The organism is Azospirillum picis (genome assembly GCF_017876115.1).
Lineage (GTDB): Bacteria > Pseudomonadota > Alphaproteobacteria > Azospirillales > Azospirillaceae > Azospirillum > Azospirillum picis.
On record NZ_JAGINO010000006.1, the window covers coordinates 96,088 to 113,998 of the forward strand.

Here is a 17,911-nt window from a genome sequence, read left to right on the forward strand (position 1 = left end):
CCGGATTGGGCGCCGGTTCCGCCGTCGCCGACCCCGACATCACCGGGCTGACCGCCGACAGCCGGGCGGTCACGCCCGGTTTCCTCTTTGCCGCCCTGCCGGGCGCGAAGGCCGACGGCCGCGCCTTCATCGCCGATGCGCTGGCCAGGGGCGCCGCCGCCGTGCTGGCGCCCGAGGGCACCGAACTGCCCGCCGGCTCCCCCGCCGTCCTGCTGGCCGATCCGCAGCCCCGCCTCGCCTTCGCGCGCATGGCCGCCGCCTTCCACGGCGGGCGCCAGCCCGGGACGGTGGTGGCGGTGACCGGCACCAACGGCAAGACCTCCACCGTGCAGTTCGCCGCGCAGATCTGGACGCGCATGGGCCTGCCGGCCGCCAGCCTGGGCACGCTCGGGCTGCTCGGCCCCGGCCTCAAGGGCTATGGCGGGATGACGACGCCCGACCCGGTGTCGCTGCATCGCGACCTCGCCGCCGCCAAGGACGCCGGGATCGAGCATCTGGCGATGGAGGCGTCGAGCCATGGGCTGGAGCAGTTCCGGCTGGACGGCGTCGCGGTCCGGGCCGCCGGCTTCACCAACCTGACGCTCGACCACCTGGATTACCACGGCACGATGGAGGCGTACCGCGACGCCAAGGCGATGCTGTTCGACCGCGTCCTGCCGCCGGGCTCCACCGCCGTCCTGAACGCCGACAGTGCCGACTTCCGGCATTTTGCCACCATTTGTGACCACCACCGCCACCGCATCCTGTCCTATGGTCTCGCCGGCACCGAGCTGCGGGTGACCGGGGTGGAGCCGCTGGCCCATGGCCAACGCCTCGCCCTGTCCGTTCTCGGCCGCGACGTGACGGTGGACCTGCCGCTGGCGGGCCGCTTCCAGGCCTGGAACGTGCTCTGCGCGCTGGGCCTGGTCATCGGCTCCGGCGGCGACGTCGAGCGGGCGCTGGCCACCCTTCCCTCGCTGGAGGGGGTGCCGGGCCGGCTCCAGCACGTCGCGACCCACCCCAACGGGGCGACGGTCTACGTCGATTTCGCCCACACGCCGGACGCGCTGGAAACGGTGCTGCTGGCGCTGCGGTCGCACGCCTCTCGCCATCTGGTGACGGTGTTCGGCTGCGGCGGCGACCGCGACCGCAGCAAGCGGCCGCTGATGGGGGCGCTGGCGGCCAGGCTGGCCGACCGCGCCATCGTCACCGACGACAACCCGCGCACCGAGGATCCCGCCTTCGTGCGGGGCCAGGTGCTGGCCGGTGCCACCGGAAACCTGGCCGGCAGGCTGGAGGAGATCGGCGACCGGGCCGAGGCGATCCGCACTGCGGTGCGGCAGCTTCAGCCCGGCGACCTGCTGGTCATCGCCGGCAAGGGCCACGAACAGGGACAGACGATCGGCACCGAGGTGCGTCCGTTCGACGACGCGGACGAAGCCCGGAAGGCCGTAGCGGAGGTTGGAGCATGAGCGAGGTCAGTACCGCCCCCGGCATGCCGGTCCTGTGGACCGCGGCGGACGCCGCCGCCGCCACCGGTGGGCGGCTGACCGGCGCGGCCGGCTGGAGCGCCGCCGGCGTGACCATCGACAGCCGCAAGGTGTCGCCGGGCGACCTGTTCGTCGCCATCCGCGGCCCGAACTTCGACGGGCATGCCTTCGTCGGCACCGCGCTGGCGGCCGGGGCGGCCGCGGCGATGGTCGACCATGTTCCGGACGGGCTGCCGGCCGATGCCCCGCTGCTGCAGGTCACCCCCGACACGCTGGACGCCATGGCGGCGCTGGGCGCCGCCGCGCGGGCGCGCTGCGGCGCGCGCTTCGTCGGCGTGACCGGGTCGGTCGGCAAGACCGGCACCAAGGAGACGCTGCGCCACGTGCTGTCGGCGCAGGGTCCGACCTACGCCACCGAGGGCAGCCTGAACAACCACTGGGGCGTGCCGCTGTCGCTCGCCCGCCTGCCGGCGTCCAGCGCCTACGGCGTGTTCGAGCTGGGGATGAACCATGCCGGCGAGCTCGGCCCCCTGTCGCGGCAGGTCAGGCCGGACGTCGCCGTCATCACCACGGTCGAGGCGGCCCACCTGGAGTTCTTCTCCGGCGTCGAGGCGATCGCCGACGCCAAGGCCGAGATCTTCGAGGGTCTCGGCCCCGACGGCATCGCCGTGCTGAACCACGACAACGGGCAGTTCGCCCGGCTGGCCGCCGCCGCGCGCCGCCACGGCCTGACCCGCCTCTGGAGCTTCGGTGCCCATGCCGGGGCCGACGCCCGCCTGCTCGACTGCTCGCTGCACGCCACCTGCAGCGCGGTGACCGCGGCCATCCGCGGCGAGCGCCTGCAATACTGCCTGTCGCTGCCCGGACGGCACTGGGTGATGAACAGCCTGGCGGTGCTGCTGGCGGTGAAGGCGCTGGGCGCCGACGTCGCCACCGCAGCCCGCGCCCTGTCCAGCCTGCAGCCGGTCAAGGGCCGCGGCACCCGCAAGCGCATCAACCTGCCCCAGGGCGCCTTCACCCTGATCGACGAGAGCTACAACGCCAGCCCGGCGGCGATGACGGCGACGCTGGAGGTGCTGGGCAAGATCGACCCCGGCGCCGGCGGCCGGCGCATCGCCGTGCTCGGCGACATGCGCGAGCTGGGCGACCGCGCCGACGCGCTGCATGCCGCCCTGGCCGAGCCGCTGCGCGCCGCGCAGGTCGACGCCGTCTTCGCCTGCGGCCCGCACATGCGCGCGCTGTTCGACCGCCTGCCGGACGCGATGCGCGGCGCCTGGACCGAGACCAGCGTGGACCTGGCGCCCATCGTGGCCGCGGCCGTGAAGGGCGGCGACGTTATCATGGTCAAGGGGTCGCTGGGCAGTCGGACAGGTCTGATCGCCGATGCGCTCGCCGCACTCGACAGCGGCCGCGAAAGCGAAGACAAAGCTGCCTCCCGAACCAACAACCAGCCGCAGGCGGCCGCGCAGTCCGCGACCGCGCCGCGAGGCTGACGGACCCCCATGCTCTACAACCTCCTCTTCGGTCTGGCCGACGTCTTCACGCCGTTCAACCTGTTCCGCTACCTGACCTTCCGGACCGGCGGCGCCGTGCTGACGTCGCTGGTCATCAGCTTCGTGTTCTTTCCGCGCCTGATCGCCTGGCTGAAGCGCAAGCAGGGCGAAGGCCAGCCGATCCGCGCCGACGGCCCCGAGTCCCACTTCAAGAAGAAGGGCACGCCCACCATGGGCGGCCTGATGATCCTGATCGCCATGACGGTCAGCACGCTGCTGTGGGCGGACATCACCAACGCCTACATCTGGATCGTCCTGCTGGTGACCATCGGCTACGGGCTGATCGGTTTCGGCGACGACTACCTGAAGCTGACCAAGCGCAACACCAAGGGCCTGTCCGGCCGCTTCCGCCTGGGCTGGGAGATCACCATCGGGCTGGTCGCCTCTGCGCTGATCATGTGGGTGTCGGCCCCGCCGCTGTCGGGCGGCGTCGCCGTGCCCTTCGTCAAGGACTTCCTGGTCCAGATCTCCTGGTTCTTCGTGCCGTTCGGCGCCTTCATCATGGTCGGCGCCTCCAACTCGGTGAACCTGACCGACGGGCTGGACGGGCTGGCCATCGTGCCGACGATGATCGCGGCCGGCTGCTTCGCCCTGATCTCGTACCTGTCCGGCAATGCCATCTTCGCGAACTACCTGCAGATCCATCATGTTCCCGGCGCTGGCGAGCTGACCGTTTTCTGCGGGGCGCTGGTCGGCGCCGGCATCGGCTTCCTCTGGTACAACGCGCCGCCGGCCATGGTGTTCATGGGCGACACCGGGTCGCTGTCGCTGGGCGGCGCGCTGGGCGCCGTCAGCGTGGTGACCAAGCACGAGATCGTGCTCGCCATCATCGGCGGCCTGTTCGTGCTGGAGACGGTGTCGGTCATCGTGCAGGTCGCCTCCTTCAAGCTGACCGGCAAGCGCGTCTTCCGCATGGCGCCGCTGCACCATCATTTCGAGAAGAAGGGCTGGGCCGAACCGACGGTGGTGATCCGCTTCTGGATCATCGCCTCGATCCTGGCGCTCGCCGGCCTGTCCACGCTGAAGCTGCGCTGAGGGGACCGGCGATGATCGACCTGTTCTACATGCAGGAGCTGCCGGTGGCGGTGATGGGGCTGGGCAAGTCCGGGCTCGCCACCGCCAGGGCGCTGCGGGACAGCGGCGCCGAGGTGCGGGTGTGGGACGACAATCCCGCCTCGCGCGCCACGGCGGAGGCCGAGGGCTTCGCCGTGGTCGATCTCGCCACCGCCGACCTGTCGGACCTGACCACCATCGTCTGGTCGCCGGGCATCCCCCACACCCACCCCCGGCCGCACCCGGTGGCCGAGCGCGCCCGCGCGCTCGGCATCGAGCTGGTCTGCGACGTCGAGCTGCTGGGCCGGGCGGAGCGCGAGTGCGCCTTCATCGGCATCACCGGCACCAACGGCAAGTCGACCACCACGACGCTGGTCGGCCACATCATGGCATCCGCCGGCCGCCGGATCGCGGTGGGAGGCAACCTGGGCACGCCCGTCCTGACCTTCGACCCGATCGGCAGCGACGGCACCTGCATCCTGGAGATGTCGAGCTATCAGCTCGAGCTGACCCACTCCATCACCTTCGACGTGGCGGTTCTGCTGAACATCACCCCCGACCATCTCGCCCGCCATGGTGGGATGGAGGGCTACATCGCCGCCAAGCGGCTGGTCTTCCACCGCCAGACCTGGCCGCGCACCGCGGTGATCGGCGTCGACGACGAGCCCTGCCGCAGGATCTTCGCCGACCTGGCCGCCGCCGCCGACCAACGGAGCTGGCCGATCTCGGCCCGCGGCCCGGTGGCGGGCGGCGTCTACGCCGCCGACGGCTGGCTGGTCGACGATACCGAGGGCGCCGCCGAGCGGGTGGCCGAGCTGTCGCGCTTCCCCAGCCTGCTGGGCGCCCACAACTGGCAGAACGCCGCCGCCGCCTTCGCCGCCTGCAAGGCCGCCGGCGTCCCGACGCCGGCGATCGTCGCGGCGATGGAGAGCTTCCCCGGCCTCGCCCATCGCCAGCAGCTTGTCGGCACGCTGAAGGGCGTGCGCTTCGTCAACGACAGCAAGGCGACCAACGCCGACGCGACCGAGAAGGCGCTGGCGACCTTCGACCCGATCTACTGGATCCTCGGGGGACAGGCCAAGGACACCGGCCTCGACGGGCTGGAGGGCTATATGGGGCGGATCCGCCACGCCTTCCTGATCGGCGAGGCGGAAGAGCAATTCGCCGCATGGCTCGATGCCCGCGGCGTTGCCTATACAAGGTGCGGGACGCTGGACGTCGCCACCGCGAAGGCCGCCGGCCTTGCGCTGGCGGAAGGGCTGGAGGGCGTCTGCGTCCTGCTGTCGCCGGCCTGCGCCTCCTGGGACCAGTTCGCCAATTTCGAGAAGCGCGGTGACGCGTTCGCGGCCTATGTCGCGGGCATCATCGGTGCGCATGACGCGACCAATGGGAGCGCCGGATGATCACCTTCGACCGCACCGACCAATCGATCTTCGGCCGCTGGTGGTGGACGGTCGACCGCTGGCAGCTCGGCGCGGTGGCGCTGCTGATGTTCCTCGGCACCGTGCTGATCACCGCCGCGAGCCCGCCGGTTGCCGAGCGCATCGGCATCCAGGACACCTTCTACTTCGTCGAACGCCACGTCATGATGCTGATCCCGGCGGTCGCCATCATGATCGGCGTCTCGCTGCTCAGCCCGCGCGGCGTTCGGCGGGTGGCGCTGGGTGTCTTCCTGATCTCGGTGCTGCTGGTCTACGCGACCCTGGTGGTCGGCGTCGAGATCAAGGGCGCCCGGCGCTGGATCCATGTGCCCGGCCTGTCGATCCAGCCGTCGGAGTTCGTGAAGCCCGCCTTCGCGGTGGTCGCCGCCTGGCTGTTCTCGCTGTCTCGCACCAATCCGGGCTTTCCCGGCGCCCTGGTGTCGATCGCCCTCTACGGCCTCACCATGGTCGGCCTGATCCTGCAGCCCGACCTCGGCATGACCTTCGTCGTGTCGGCGGTGTGGTTCACCCAGTTCTTCCTGGCCGGCCTGAACCTCGTGCTGGTGATGGGGCTGGGCGGGCTGGGCGTGGTCGGGCTGGTCGGGGCCTATTACACCCTGCCGCACGTCACCAGCCGCATCGACCGCTTCCTCGACCCCCGCGCCGGCGACAACTACCAGGTCAACCGGTCGCTGGAAGCCTTCGCCAACGGCGGGATGTTCGGCACCGGCCCCGGCCAGGGTACGGTGAAGTTCTACCTGCCGGACAGCCACGCCGACTTCATCTTCGCGGTCGCGGGCGAGGAGCTGGGGCTGATCTTCTGCCTGGGGTTGGTGATCCTGTTCGCCTTCGTCGTCCTGCGCGGATTCGCGCGCGTTTTCAACGACAACAACTACTTCGTCCTGCTGGCCGCCGCCGGCCTTCTGATCCAGTTCGGGCTCCAGGCGGCGATCAACATGGGATCTTCCTTGCATCTGATGCCGACGAAGGGCATGACCCTGCCGTTCATTTCCTACGGCGGCTCCTCGCTGCTGGCTCTCGGCTTCGGCATGGGCATGGTACTGGCTCTGACACGCAAACGCTTCGGTCCCCTGGAATGAGGAGGCCGACCGACTTGGACCCCACCACGCACAAGGTGATCGTGCTGGCCGCCGGCGGCACCGGCGGGCACATGTTCCCGGCCGAGGCGCTGGCCCGCGAGCTGCTGGCCCGCGGCCGCGCCGTGACGCTGGTCACCGACCGGCGCGGCCACGCCTTCGGCGACGCGCTGCCCGAGGTGCCGGTCCATCGCATCCGCGCCGCCTCCCCGGGCTCCGGCCTGGCCGGCAAGCTGAAGGCCGCCCTGCAGATGGGCCTCGGCCTGCTGGAGGCGCGGGCGCTGATGCGGCAGCTCGACCCGGCCGCGGTGGTCGGCTTCGGCGGCTATCCGTCGGTTCCCACCGTCTATGCCGCGGTCCAGTCGCGCGTGCCGGCGCTGCTGCACGAGCAGAACGCCGTGCTCGGCCGGGCCAACCGCATGCTGATCAACGGCGCCCGCCGGCTCGCCGTCGCCTTTCCCGGCATCGAGAAGCTGGACCAGGGGCAGCGGGCCAAGATCGTGCGCACCGGCAACCCGGTCCGCCCGGCGATCGCCGCCCACCGCCCGGCCCCCTACGCCGCGCCGGAAGCCGCCGGGCCGCTCCGCCTGCTGGTGATGGGCGGCAGCCAGGGCGCGCGCGTCTTCTCAGAGGTGGTTCCCGCCGCCCTCGCCCGGCTCCCCGAAGCACTGCGGGCCCGCATCCATCTGGCGCAGCAATGCCGGCCGGAGGATCTGGAAGCCGCCCGCGAGGCACTGGAGCCGCTGGGCCTCGCCCGGCTGGAGCTGCAGACCTTCTTCCGCGACGTGCCGGAGCGGCTGGCCGCCTGCCACCTCGCCGTCACCCGCGCCGGCGCCTCCACCATCGCCGAGCTGACCTGCGTCGGCCGCCCGGCGATCCTGGTGCCCTACCCCCACGCCACCGACGACCACCAGACCGCCAACGCCCGCCATCTCGCCGACGCCGGGGCCGCCTGGCTGATCCCGCAGCCGGCGCTGACGCCCGAGGCGCTGGCCGGCCGGCTGTCGTCGCTGCTGGCCGATCCCGGCGCCCTGGCCGCCGCCGCCGCCGCCGCCCGCGGCTGGGGCACCGATGCCGCCGCCGCCGCGCTGGCGGACGCCGTCCTGGCGATGCTCGGCGCCGCCGGCAACGGCGCCGCCAATGCGACCGGCATCCCCGCCGCCGGGACCGAGTCCGATCGGGCCGCCCCCAACCGAGCCGACCAATCCCAATCCCACCATGCCCGACCCAAGGCCGGGCTGATTGCCAAGGGGGCCGCGGAATGATCAAAGGCATCCGGAACCTGACCCGTCCGACACCTCGCCGGCTCCAGGACTGGCCGGCGGACATGACGCGGACCGAGGGAGGCTGGTACAACCGTCCCGGCTGTCCGCTGATCCCGCGCTTCGTGGCCGAAGGCGGCTTCCTGCGCGACCGGCTGTCGATCGTCCATGGTTCCCAACCCCTTCCCCCCGACCTGTCCGACCGGGCGGTCGACGCCACCCTTCGCCTGATGCTTCGCCGCGGAAAGTAAGCCTGACATGCGCGCCCTCCCCCTCTCGATCGGCACCATCCACTTCGTCGGCATCGGCGGCATCGGCATGAGCGGCATCGCCGAGGTTCTGCGGAACCTGGGCTATACCGTCCAGGGCTCCGACCTCGCCGAGAACGCCAACGTGCTGCGCCTGCGCGAGCTGGGCATCAAGGTGTTCGTCGGCCACCGGGCCGAGAACATCGCCGGCGCCGCCGTGGTCGTCATCTCCTCGGCCGTCAAGCGCGACAACCCGGAGGTGGTGGCCGCCCGCGCCGCCCTGGTGCCGGTGGTCCGCCGCGCCGAGATGCTGGGCGAGCTGATGCGCCTGAAATGGGCCATCGCCATCGGCGGCACCCACGGCAAGACCACGACCACCTCGATGGTCGGGCACATGCTGGAGCATGCCAACCTCGACCCGACCGTGATCAACGGCGGCATCATCAACGCCTACGGCTCCAACACGCGGCTCGGCACCGGCGACTGGATGGTGGTCGAGGCCGACGAGAGCGACGGCACCTTCGTGAAGCTGCCGGCCTGCATCGCGGTCGTCACCAACATGGATCCCGAGCATCTCGACTTCTACGGCACCTTCGACAACGCGCGGGCCGCCTTCGACAGCTTCGTCCAGAACATCCCCTTCTACGGCTTCGCCGCGCTGTGCATCGACCACCCCGAGGTGCAGGCGATGATCCCCCGCGTGTCCGACCGCCGCATCGTCACCTACGGCTTCTCGCCGCAGGCCGACATCCGCGCGGTGAACGTGGAGCTGGGGACCGAGGGCGCCAAGTACGACGTCCTGATCTACGACCGCCACACCGGAGAGAGCCGCGCCATCGCCGGCGTCCGCCTGCCGATGTACGGCCCGCACAACGTCCAGAACTCGCTGGCCTGCTTCGCGGTGGGCAACGAGATGGGGCTGCCCGACGTGGTGATGCGCGACAGCATGGCCAAGTTCCAGGGCGTGAAGCGCCGCTTCACCCGCACCGGCGTCGCCAACGGCATCACCGTCATCGACGACTACGGCCATCACCCGGTGGAGATCGCCGCGGTGCTGAAGGCGGCGCGGACCGCCGGCACCGGCCGCACCATCGCGGTGGTCCAGCCGCACCGCTACTCGCGCCTCGCCAACCTGTTCGAGGAGTTCTGCACCTGCTTCAACGACGCCGACGCCGTGATCGTCGCCGACGTCTATGCCGCCGGGGAAGCGCCGATCGAGGGCGTCAGCCGCGACAGCCTGGTGGAGGGCCTGCGCATGCACGGCCATCGCCATGTCGTGGCCCTGCACGACCAGCGCGAACTGGCGCAGGTCGTTCGCGAGATGGCACGGCCCGGCGACTTCGTCGTCTGCCTGGGTGCGGGCAACATCACCCAGTGGGCGAACGCCCTGCCGGGCGAGCTGTCCGCCCTCTACGGCGCGGCGCGTTGACGGCGGCCCCGATGACAGTAACTCCGATGACCGGCATGCCCCACGGCCACCTGATCGAGCGGATGCCGGCCGTGCGCGGCCGGCTGAGCGCCGATGCGCCGCTGGCGCCGGTGACTTGGTTCCGCGTCGGCGGCCCGGCGGAGGTGATGTTCCGCCCGGCCGACGCCGACGACCTCGCCGGCTTCCTGGCGGCGTTGCCGGACGACGTGCCGGTGACGGTGATCGGCGTCGCCTCCAACCTGCTGGTGCGGGACGGCGGCGTTCCCGGCGTCACCATCCGCCTCGGCCGCGGCTTCGCCGACATCGCGGCGGACGGGACCACACTGGCGGCCGGGGCCGCCGCCCTCGACCTCAACGTCGCCACGGTCGCCCGCGACGCCGGCATCGAGGGACTGGAGTTCCTGTCGGGCATCCCCGGCACCATCGGCGGCGCCCTGCGCATGAACGGCGGCGCCTATGGCCGCGAACTCGCCGATGTGCTGGTCTCGGCCAGCGCGGTCGGCCGCGACGGCCGGCGGCTGGAGTTCAGCCACGCCGGCATGGGCTTCACCTACCGCCACAGCGCCGCCCCGGACGGCTGCATCTTCACCGGCGCCGTGCTGCGCGGCGAGCCCGGCAGCCCGCTGGAGATCGCGCGGCGGATGGCCGACATCTCCTCCAAGCGCGCCGACAGCCAGCCGGTCCGCTCGCGCACCGGCGGCTCGACCTTCAAGAACCCGCCCCCCGACCTTTCCGGCGGGTGCAAGGCGTGGGAGCTGATCGACCGTGCCGGCTGCCGCGGCCTCGCCGTCGGCGGCGCCCAGGTGTCGGAGAAGCACTGCAACTTCCTGATCAACACCGGCTCCGCCACCGCCGCCGACATCGAGGGGCTGGGCGAGGAGGTCCGCCGCCGCGTCTTCGAGACCAGCGGCGTGACGCTGGAGTGGGAGATCAAGCGCATCGGCATCCCCGCCGCCGAAGGAAGCACCGCCCAATGACCGAAGCCCTGCTGCACCCCCACAAGAAGCATGTCGCCGTCCTGATGGGCGGCTGGTCGGCCGAGCGCGAGGTGTCGCTGGTCAGCGGGGCCGGCGCCGCCAGGGCGCTGGAGGAGGAAGGCTACCGCGTCACCGCCATCGACGTGCAGCGCGACCTGGGCGGGCTGATGCAGGCGCTGACCAGCCCGCGCCCCGACGTGGTGTTCAACGCCCTTCACGGCCGCGGCGGCGAGGACGGCACGATCCAGGGCATCCTGGAATTCCTCGGCCTGCCCTACACCCATTCCGGCGTGCAGGCGTCGGCCATCGCCATGGACAAGGCGATGACCAAGCGGGTCCTCGGCACCGTCGGCATCCCCTCGCCGAAGGGGGTGGTGCTGACCCGTGGGGAGATCACCGGAGGGGCACACCCCATGCCGGCGCCCTATATCGTCAAGCCTGTGGACGAAGGATCGACCGTTGGCGTAACCCTGGTCCGCGAGGGGCAGAACAGCCCCGTTGGCGATGCCTGGACCTTCGGGGAGCGTGCACTGGTCGAGGAGTTCATCCCCGGCCGCGAGCTGACCGTGGGCGTCATGGGTGACCGCGCGCTGGCGGTGACCGAGATCGCCTTCCAGGCGCAAGTCTACGACTACACCGCCAAATACAGCGCCGGCCATGCCGTCCACACCATCCCCGCCGCGGTTCCCGAGGCGGTGGCGGAAGAGGCGAAGCGGCTGGCGGTGCTGGCGCATCGCACGCTCGGCTGCCGGGGAGTCTCGCGCAGCGACTTTCGTTGGGACGACAGCCGGCCGGGAACCGACGGTCTGTATTTCCTGGAGATCAACAACCAGCCGGGTATGACGCCCCTGTCGCTGGTGCCCGAACAGGCCGCGCATGTGGGGATCTCCTACGGCGCGCTGGTCGGCTGGCTCGTGGAGAATGCCGCATGTCAGCTCGCCTGATGGCCAATCCGGAGTTCCGCGCCGCCGCCCGTCCGCGGCTGCGGGACGACGAGATGCCGACCCCGCCGCGCGCGATGACCGCGTCGGCGGAGAAGGGCAAGCGGCGCCGTGCCTGGCCGCGCTGGACCCGCTCGGCCGTCAAGTCGGCGCTGATGCTGGTCCCGGTCCTGGGTCTGGCCGCGACGGCCGGGTCGGCCTGGAAGCACGGCAACCTCGCCGACAACCTGCAGGCCGCCGAGGACGGGCTGATCCGGGCGACCGGCTCGCTGGGCTTCCGTCTCCAGGAAATCCTGGTGGTCGGCCGCAGCGAGACCGAGCGCGACGCCGTGCTCGACGCGCTCGGCGTGCGGCGCGGCGAGCCCATCCTGTCCATCGACCTTGCCGACGCCAAGCAGCGGCTGGAAGAGCTGCCCTGGGTGTCCTCCGCCTCGATCGAGCGGCGCCTCCCCGGCTTCCTCTACATCCGCCTGTCGGAGCGCCAGCCGATGGCGATCTGGCAGCACGACCGCCAGTTCACCGTGATCGACCGCGCCGGCCGGCCGCTGGCCGACGCCATGGAACTCGCCCGCCGCGGCAACCAGCGGATCGACACGCTGCCGCAGGTGGTCGGCGCCAACGCGCCCCAGCAGGTCCACACCCTGCTGTCGGCGCTCGACAACGCCCCGACCATCGCGCCGATGCTGTCCTCGGCGAGCTGGATCAGCGACCGCCGCTGGAACCTGCAGCTCAGCAACGGCGTGACCGTCAGGCTTCCCGAAGGCACCGGCGAGATGCGCAACGCGCTGCGCCAGCTCGAGCAGATGCACACGGCCAACCGCGTGCTCGACCGCGACATCGTCGCCATCGACCTGCGCCAGCCGGACCGCGCGGCGATCCAGACGTCCGCGACCGCCCAGCTTCCCGGCTGGGACGACGACGCCAAGAAGAAGTCCGGGAAGAAGTCATAAGGCACCATCCGTGACGGGGGCTTGAGGGGAAGCCCCGGTCACCGGCAGACGACAGCGGCGGAAAGGACCGGGTGCAGGTTTGGGGGGCATGTTCGGGATGGGATTGAACGGCGCGAAGAAGCCGAAGCGGCCGGCCCGTGGCGGAATCGTCACGGCGCTGGACGTCGGCTCGACGAAGGTGTGCTGCGTCATCGCGCGCATGGAGGAGCCCGGCTCCCTCCGCGTGATCGGCGTCGGCCACCAGATCGCCACGGGAATCCGCGCCGGCACCATCATCGACATGGAGGCGGCCGAGACCTCGGTCGGCGCCGCCGTCCACGCGGCGGAACAGATGGCCGGCGAGACGGTGCACGACCTGGTGGTCAACCTGTCGATGGGCCAGCCGCGGTCGCACGCCTTCACCGCCACCGTCCCGGTCTCCGGCCAGGAGGTCACCGACGGCGACGTCCGCCGGGCGATGGCCCATGCCCGCACCCTCCAGGCCGGCCCGGACCAGGCGCTGATCCACACCATTCCGCTGGGCTTCACGCTGGACGGAAGCCGCGGTATCCGCGACCCCAAGGGCATGAGCGGCCATGCGCTGGGCGCCCAGCTCCATGTGGTCACCGCCGCCGCCGGCGCCATCCGCACGCTGCACGCCTGCATCGCCCGCTGCCACCTGAACATTGAATCGATCGTGGTCAGCCCGTTCGCCTCCGGTCTGGCCTGCCTGGTCGAGGACGAGATGGAAATGGGGGCTGCCTGCGTCGACATCGGCGGCGGCGGCACCACCATCTCCATCTTCGCCGAGGGCAACCTGGTGTGGACCGGCTTCGTCCCGCTGGGCGGACGGCACGTCACCAACGACATCGCCCACGGGCTGGCGACACCGCTGGCCCACGCCGAACGGCTGAAGGTGCTCTACGGCAGCGCCCGGTCGAACCCGGCCGACGAGCGCGAGATGATCGAGGTGCCGCAGATCGGCGAGGACGAGCGCAGCGGTAGCGGCAGTGCCAGCCACCCGCGCTCCTTCCTGGTCAGCATCATCCAGGCGCGGATGGAGGAGCTGTTCGAGGAGGTGCGCGCCGCCATCGAGCAGTCCGGCCATGCCCGGCTGGTCGGCCGCCGCGTCGTGCTGACCGGCGGCGCCAGCCAGTTGCCCAACACGCGCGACCTCGCCGCGCAAATCCTGGACAAGCAGGTCCGCATCGCCCGCCCGACCCGGATCGCCGGCCTCAACGAGGCCCATGGCGGACCGGCCTTCGCGACGGTGGCGGGCCTTCTCCTACACGCCGTGCGCAACCCGACGGAACTGATGGTGACCGGCCAAGAGGCGGTCGCGTCCACCGGGCTCCTGGGTCGCGTCGGCCTGTGGCTGCGGGAGAATCTCTGATGATTCCCCCCGCCGCATCCACCCGATTTCCGGCCGGACAGCCACCGGACACAACCGGGCGCCGGCCGCAGTCGATCGAACATCAAACCCAACGAAAACAGGTTGTGGAGGCCTGAAAACACCATGATCAACGTGACCATTCCCCAGATCGAGCCCGAGCTGAAGCCGCGCATCACCGTCTTCGGCGTCGGCGGCGCCGGCGGCAACGCCGTCAACAACATGATCAAGTCGAACCTTGAAGGCGTCGACTTCGTCGTGGGCAACACCGACGCCCAGGCGCTGAAGGGCAGCCTGTGCGAGAAGCGCATCCAGCTCGGCACCGGCACCACCCGCGGGCTCGGCGCCGGCTCCAAGCCGGATGTCGGCCGCGCCTCGGCCGAGGAGCAGATCGACGAGATCGTCCAGTATCTCGAAGGCTCCAACATGGTGTTCATCACCGCCGGCATGGGCGGCGGCACCGGCACCGGCGCCGCCCCGGTCATCGCGCGCGCGGCCCGCGAGCGCGGCATCCTGACCGTCGGCGTCGTGACCAAGCCCTTCCACTTCGAGGGCGGCCACCGCATGCGGCTGGCGGAGGGCGGCATCGCCGAGCTGCAGCAGTATGTCGACACCCTGATCATCATCCCGAACCAGAACCTGTTCCGCATCGCCAACGAGAAGACGACCTTCGCGGACGCCTTCAAGATGGCCGACGACGTTCTGCATTCGGGCGTGCGCGGCGTCACCGACCTGATGGTGATGCCCGGCCTGATCAACCTGGACTTCGCCGACATCCGGTCCGTCATGACCGAGATGGGCAAGGCGATGATGGGCACCGGCGAGGCCAGCGGCGAGCGCCGCGCCATCGAGGCCGCCGAGGCCGCCATCTCCAACCCGCTGCTGGACGACGTGTCGATGAAGGGTGCCCGCGGCGTCCTGATCAACATCACCGGCGGCTACGACATGACGCTGTTCGAGGTCGACGAGGCGGCGAACCGCGTCCGCGACGAGGTCGATCCCGACGCGAACATCATCTTCGGCTCGACCTTCGACAGCTCGCTGGACGGCGTGATGCGCGTGTCGGTCGTCGCCACCGGCATCGACGCCGCGGCGATGAGCAACCCGCGCACCCTGCACCCGGTCAGCCTGTCGCTGAACCCGGCCGACCGCGCCAAGAAGCCGGCCACCCCCGGCAACCTGACCGGCGCCCCCGCCGCCGGCTCTCCCGCCACCCCCGCCATCCCGAGCGCCGCCGCCGGCCTGCGTCATCCGCAGCCGGTGACCGCCGGCGCCGCGGCGATCCAGCACGACCCGGCCCAGCCGGCGGCCCAGGGCGAGGCGCCGAAGCCGTCCGCCGGCCCGCTGCATGGCGAGAACCAGGGCGGCCACTTCTTCGCGCCGCGTCCGGCCGACGCCGGCCCGCGCCAGCCGGTCACCGTCGGCGCCGCGCCGCTCTCGGCGCCGCAGCCGGTCCATCCGCAGGCGCACCCGCAGCAGCAGGCTCCGATGCAGCCGGTCGCCGTTCAGCCGGCACCGCAGCCGCAGGCCGCCCCGATGCCGCAGCACCAGCATCCCGTCCAGCAGCCCCACCAGGCCCATCCGGCCGGCCTGTCCGTCGGTCCGGCCCCGGTGCCGGCTCCGGAGCCGGCACCGGCCCGCAAGGGCAACTTCCTGTTCGGCCTGGTGACCGGCCTCGGCCGCAAGTCGGAGCCGGCGCACCCGCCGGCCCCGCAGGCCTATCCGGCACCGCAGCAGCAGGCGACCTACCCGCAGCAGCCGGCGCCCCAGGGCTACCCGGCCTACCCGACGGCCCCCCAGGCGCCGATGCAGGCGCCGGCCGCCTACCAGCCGGCGCCGCAGGCCGCCCAGCCGCAGCAGCAGCCGGCACCGGTGGGCTACCCGGCCGCCCCGCAGGCGATGGCCCCGGCCCCGCGCGCGGAGAGCAAGCCCGGTGAGCAGGAGGAGTTGGACATTCCGGCCTTCCTCCGCCGCCAGGCGAACTGATTCCGACCGCCGGCCCCGGCCGGCGGCAATCGGATCCCGGCGAAAGCCGGAGATAACCGCCGGCGCCGCAGCCTCCTAACCGCGACGCCGACGGCTCCACAACCTGACCGAACCTTCTCGGACCCCGGAACGCCCCGTGCGTTTCCGGGGCTTTTTTTGGCTTCGGCGATACAGGCCGGATCAATGGTTTACCGACCCGATTATTTGCGATTACTGCCTCTTTTGCCCTGCAACAAACGGTAACAATGAGTGATTTGCCGATTTCGCGCCGCCGGTGTTACCTAACAGCATGGTCAAAGGCGAAGGCCGCAGGCGCGATGATCGCACGAAGATCATTGGCGCGGCATTGCCGGACACCAGCCCGTTTCAGACCAAGATGGACAAGACATCGTGGCCAACAATCGTAGCAATGCGGACGGACTGTTCCAGCAGACCCTGAAGAAGCCGGCGACCATTGCCGGCGTCGGGCTGCATTCGGGCGTCATCGTCACGCTGACGATTTCGCCGGCCGCTGCGAACTCCGGGATCACCTTCATCCGTACCGACATGCGCGGTGCCGCAGCCGTCATTCCGGCCCACTGGGATGCGGTCGTCGACACGCGGCTGTGCACGGTGATCGGAAACGATCACGGCACCACCGTGGGCACGATCGAGCACCTGATGTCGGCCCTGGCCGGCTGCGGCATCGACAATGCCGTGGTGTCGCTGGACGGGATCGAAGTTCCCATCATGGATGGCAGCGCCGCCCCGTTCGTCGCGGCGATCGAGCAGGCCGGCATCGCCGTGCAGCGCGCGCCGCGCCGGATCATCCGCGTCCTGAAACGCGTGGCGATCGGCGACGGCGTGAAGAGCGCATCCTTCACGCCCGACGACGCGACGACCTTCAGCTTCGAGATCGACTTCGAAAGCGCTGCGATTTCCCGCCAGTCGCGCGCCCTGGAGATCGACACCGACAGCTTCAAGGACGAGATCAGCCGCGCCCGGACCTTCGGCTTCCTCCACGAGGTGGAGGGCCTGCGCAAGATGGGTCTGGCCCGCGGCGGCTCGCTGGACAACGCGGTGGTGATCGCCGGCGACCGGGTGATGAACGCGGACGGCCTGCGCTTCTCCGACGAGTTCGTGCGCCACAAGATCCTGGACGCCGTCGGCGACCTGTATCTGGCCGGTGCCCCGATCGTCGGTCATTTCCACGGCGTCCGCTCCGGCCATGCGCTGAACAACCAGTTGCTGCGGGCGCTGTTCGCCGACCGCAGCGCCTGGCGCTACGAGACGGCGGTGGCCCTGCCGATCGCCCGTCGCGGCCTGGAGCAGCTTGCGGTGGCCTGATCCGCATCCTCCTTGCCGGAACGATGTTGCCCCTGCCCTCCCCTCCCCGGGGAGGGCATTTTCTTTGCGCCACGTCCACCGCCACCCTCCCCTGCCCCTATCCGCAAGTCCGGCGACAAAAAAACGCCCTCCCCTCTTCGGGCAGGGCGTGATGGCCGTTCAGCGATATCTCGATGTGCAAGTGAGGTATTTCTGAATTATATCGGTATTTTAGATAATTTTTTTCAATGGGCGGATCCACTTTTTGCCGGGAGGGGAGCCTGCCCTACCCGGTGGTCGCGAGTTCGGCTTCGCCGTCGGCATATTCGCCGAACCGGATGTCCTCCTTGAGGATGTGCTTGCCGAGCCAGTCGGAGCAGAACAGGAAGACCTCCTCGCCCGAAATGCGCTGCCGGTTGGCGCGGACCGTGCGGCGATAATCCTCGACCTGGCGGGTCAGGCTGTCGTGAAGCTGTTTGTGCGCGGCGAAGGTGGGATAGTTCAGCCGCTGCATCTGTGCCTCCTCCTTGGCGAAATGATCGCGGGTGTAGGCGATCAGTTCGTCCAGGATGAGGTCGATCACGACCGGATCCTCACGGTTGGTCTCGTCATACAGCTTGTTGACGATGCCGATGAGGACGCGGTGATCCTCGTCGAGCGCGTCGTTGCCGACGCTCATCCAGCGTGACCACTGAATTGGCTCCATGGCGTTTCCTTTTCCCCTCGTGATCCGCCGGCCGGCGGGTGCGGGCGTTGTCCGCCCGTCGTCTTGCCGCCGCGACGCGGGGATTTCCCGGAATGTCCTGGGATTTCCCTGCCGCGGCCGGCTGCCGGCCAGCATCAGTGTTTTC

15 protein-coding genes are annotated in these 17,911 nt (G+C 70.7%); 14 read left to right on the plus strand and 1 reads right to left on the minus strand.

What is annotated here, in order from left to right:
• The first annotated feature begins 5 nt into the window (after positions 1–5).
• The 14 genes from J2850_RS10790 to lpxC all read left to right on the plus strand — a co-directional run bounded on the left by J2850_RS10790 (position 6) and on the right by lpxC (position 17,081).
• On the plus strand, positions 6–1,451 hold the full coding sequence (locus J2850_RS10790; protein ID WP_246512978.1) for a UDP-N-acetylmuramoyl-L-alanyl-D-glutamate--2,6-diaminopimelate ligase: 1,446 nt from the start codon (positions 6–8) through the stop codon (positions 1,449–1,451).
• Entirely contained in the window at positions 1,448–2,962 is a 1,515-nt protein-coding gene (locus tag J2850_RS10795) for a UDP-N-acetylmuramoylalanyl-D-glutamyl-2,6-diaminopimelate--D-alanyl-D-alanine ligase (RefSeq protein WP_246512979.1), read from the plus strand. Before J2850_RS10790 ends, J2850_RS10795 begins: the two co-directional genes overlap by 4 nt.
• 9 nt (positions 2,963–2,971) lie before the next feature.
• The gene (mraY, locus tag J2850_RS10800; RefSeq protein WP_209981448.1) at positions 2,972–4,057 is read left to right on the plus strand and encodes a phospho-N-acetylmuramoyl-pentapeptide-transferase; all 1,086 of its coding nucleotides are present in this window, start codon (positions 2,972–2,974) and stop codon (positions 4,055–4,057) included.
• A gap of 11 nt (positions 4,058–4,068) precedes the next feature.
• The gene (gene murD / locus J2850_RS10805) at positions 4,069–5,478 is read left to right on the plus strand and encodes a UDP-N-acetylmuramoyl-L-alanine--D-glutamate ligase (RefSeq protein WP_209981450.1); all 1,410 of its coding nucleotides are present in this window, start codon (positions 4,069–4,071) and stop codon (positions 5,476–5,478) included.
• Entirely contained in the window at positions 5,475–6,596 is a 1,122-nt protein-coding gene (locus J2850_RS10810; protein ID WP_209981453.1) for an FtsW/RodA/SpoVE family cell cycle protein, read from the plus strand. Before murD ends, J2850_RS10810 begins: the two co-directional genes overlap by 4 nt.
• Positions 6,593–7,858: an undecaprenyldiphospho-muramoylpentapeptide beta-N-acetylglucosaminyltransferase gene (gene murG / locus J2850_RS10815; protein ID WP_209981455.1), complete on the plus strand. Its 1,266-nt coding sequence runs from the start codon at positions 6,593–6,595 to the stop codon at positions 7,856–7,858. Before J2850_RS10810 ends, murG begins: the two co-directional genes overlap by 4 nt.
• Positions 7,855–8,106 carry a hypothetical protein gene (locus J2850_RS10820; RefSeq protein ID WP_209981457.1) on the plus strand — a complete coding sequence of 84 codons (252 nt, stop codon included), beginning with the start codon at positions 7,855–7,857 and terminating at the stop codon, positions 8,104–8,106. Before murG ends, J2850_RS10820 begins: the two co-directional genes overlap by 4 nt.
• A gap of 7 nt (positions 8,107–8,113) precedes the next feature.
• The gene (murC, locus tag J2850_RS10825) at positions 8,114–9,532 is read left to right on the plus strand and encodes a UDP-N-acetylmuramate--L-alanine ligase (RefSeq protein ID WP_209981458.1); all 1,419 of its coding nucleotides are present in this window, start codon (positions 8,114–8,116) and stop codon (positions 9,530–9,532) included.
• Positions 9,533–9,558: 26 nt separating this feature from the next.
• The gene (murB, locus tag J2850_RS10830; protein ID WP_209981460.1) at positions 9,559–10,509 is read left to right on the plus strand and encodes a UDP-N-acetylmuramate dehydrogenase; all 951 of its coding nucleotides are present in this window, start codon (positions 9,559–9,561) and stop codon (positions 10,507–10,509) included.
• The gene (locus J2850_RS10835) at positions 10,506–11,453 is read left to right on the plus strand and encodes a D-alanine--D-alanine ligase (protein ID WP_209981462.1); all 948 of its coding nucleotides are present in this window, start codon (positions 10,506–10,508) and stop codon (positions 11,451–11,453) included. The genes murB and J2850_RS10835 overlap by 4 nt, the downstream gene beginning before the upstream one ends.
• The gene (locus J2850_RS10840; RefSeq protein ID WP_209981464.1) at positions 11,438–12,400 is read left to right on the plus strand and encodes a cell division protein FtsQ/DivIB; all 963 of its coding nucleotides are present in this window, start codon (positions 11,438–11,440) and stop codon (positions 12,398–12,400) included. The genes J2850_RS10835 and J2850_RS10840 overlap by 16 nt, the downstream gene beginning before the upstream one ends.
• A 97-nt stretch (positions 12,401–12,497) precedes the next feature.
• Positions 12,498–13,772: a cell division protein FtsA gene (gene ftsA / locus J2850_RS10845; RefSeq protein WP_209981767.1), complete on the plus strand. Its 1,275-nt coding sequence runs from the start codon at positions 12,498–12,500 to the stop codon at positions 13,770–13,772.
• A gap of 123 nt (positions 13,773–13,895) precedes the next feature.
• Complete coding sequence (gene ftsZ / locus J2850_RS10850) at positions 13,896–15,755, plus strand: cell division protein FtsZ (RefSeq protein WP_209981467.1); 1,860 nt, start codon at positions 13,896–13,898, stop codon at positions 15,753–15,755.
• Between the two features lie 390 nt (positions 15,756–16,145).
• Positions 16,146–17,081, plus strand: coding sequence for a UDP-3-O-acyl-N-acetylglucosamine deacetylase (lpxC, locus tag J2850_RS10855; protein ID WP_209981469.1), 936 nt, complete (start codon positions 16,146–16,148; stop codon positions 17,079–17,081).
• Positions 17,082–17,346: 265 nt separating this feature from the next.
• Here lpxC and J2850_RS10860 read toward each other — a convergent pair whose 3' ends face one another.
• On the minus strand, positions 17,347–17,766 hold the full coding sequence (locus J2850_RS10860; RefSeq protein ID WP_209981472.1) for a bacteriohemerythrin: 420 nt from the start codon (positions 17,764–17,766) through the stop codon (positions 17,347–17,349).
• Positions 17,767–17,911: the final 145 nt, after the last annotated feature.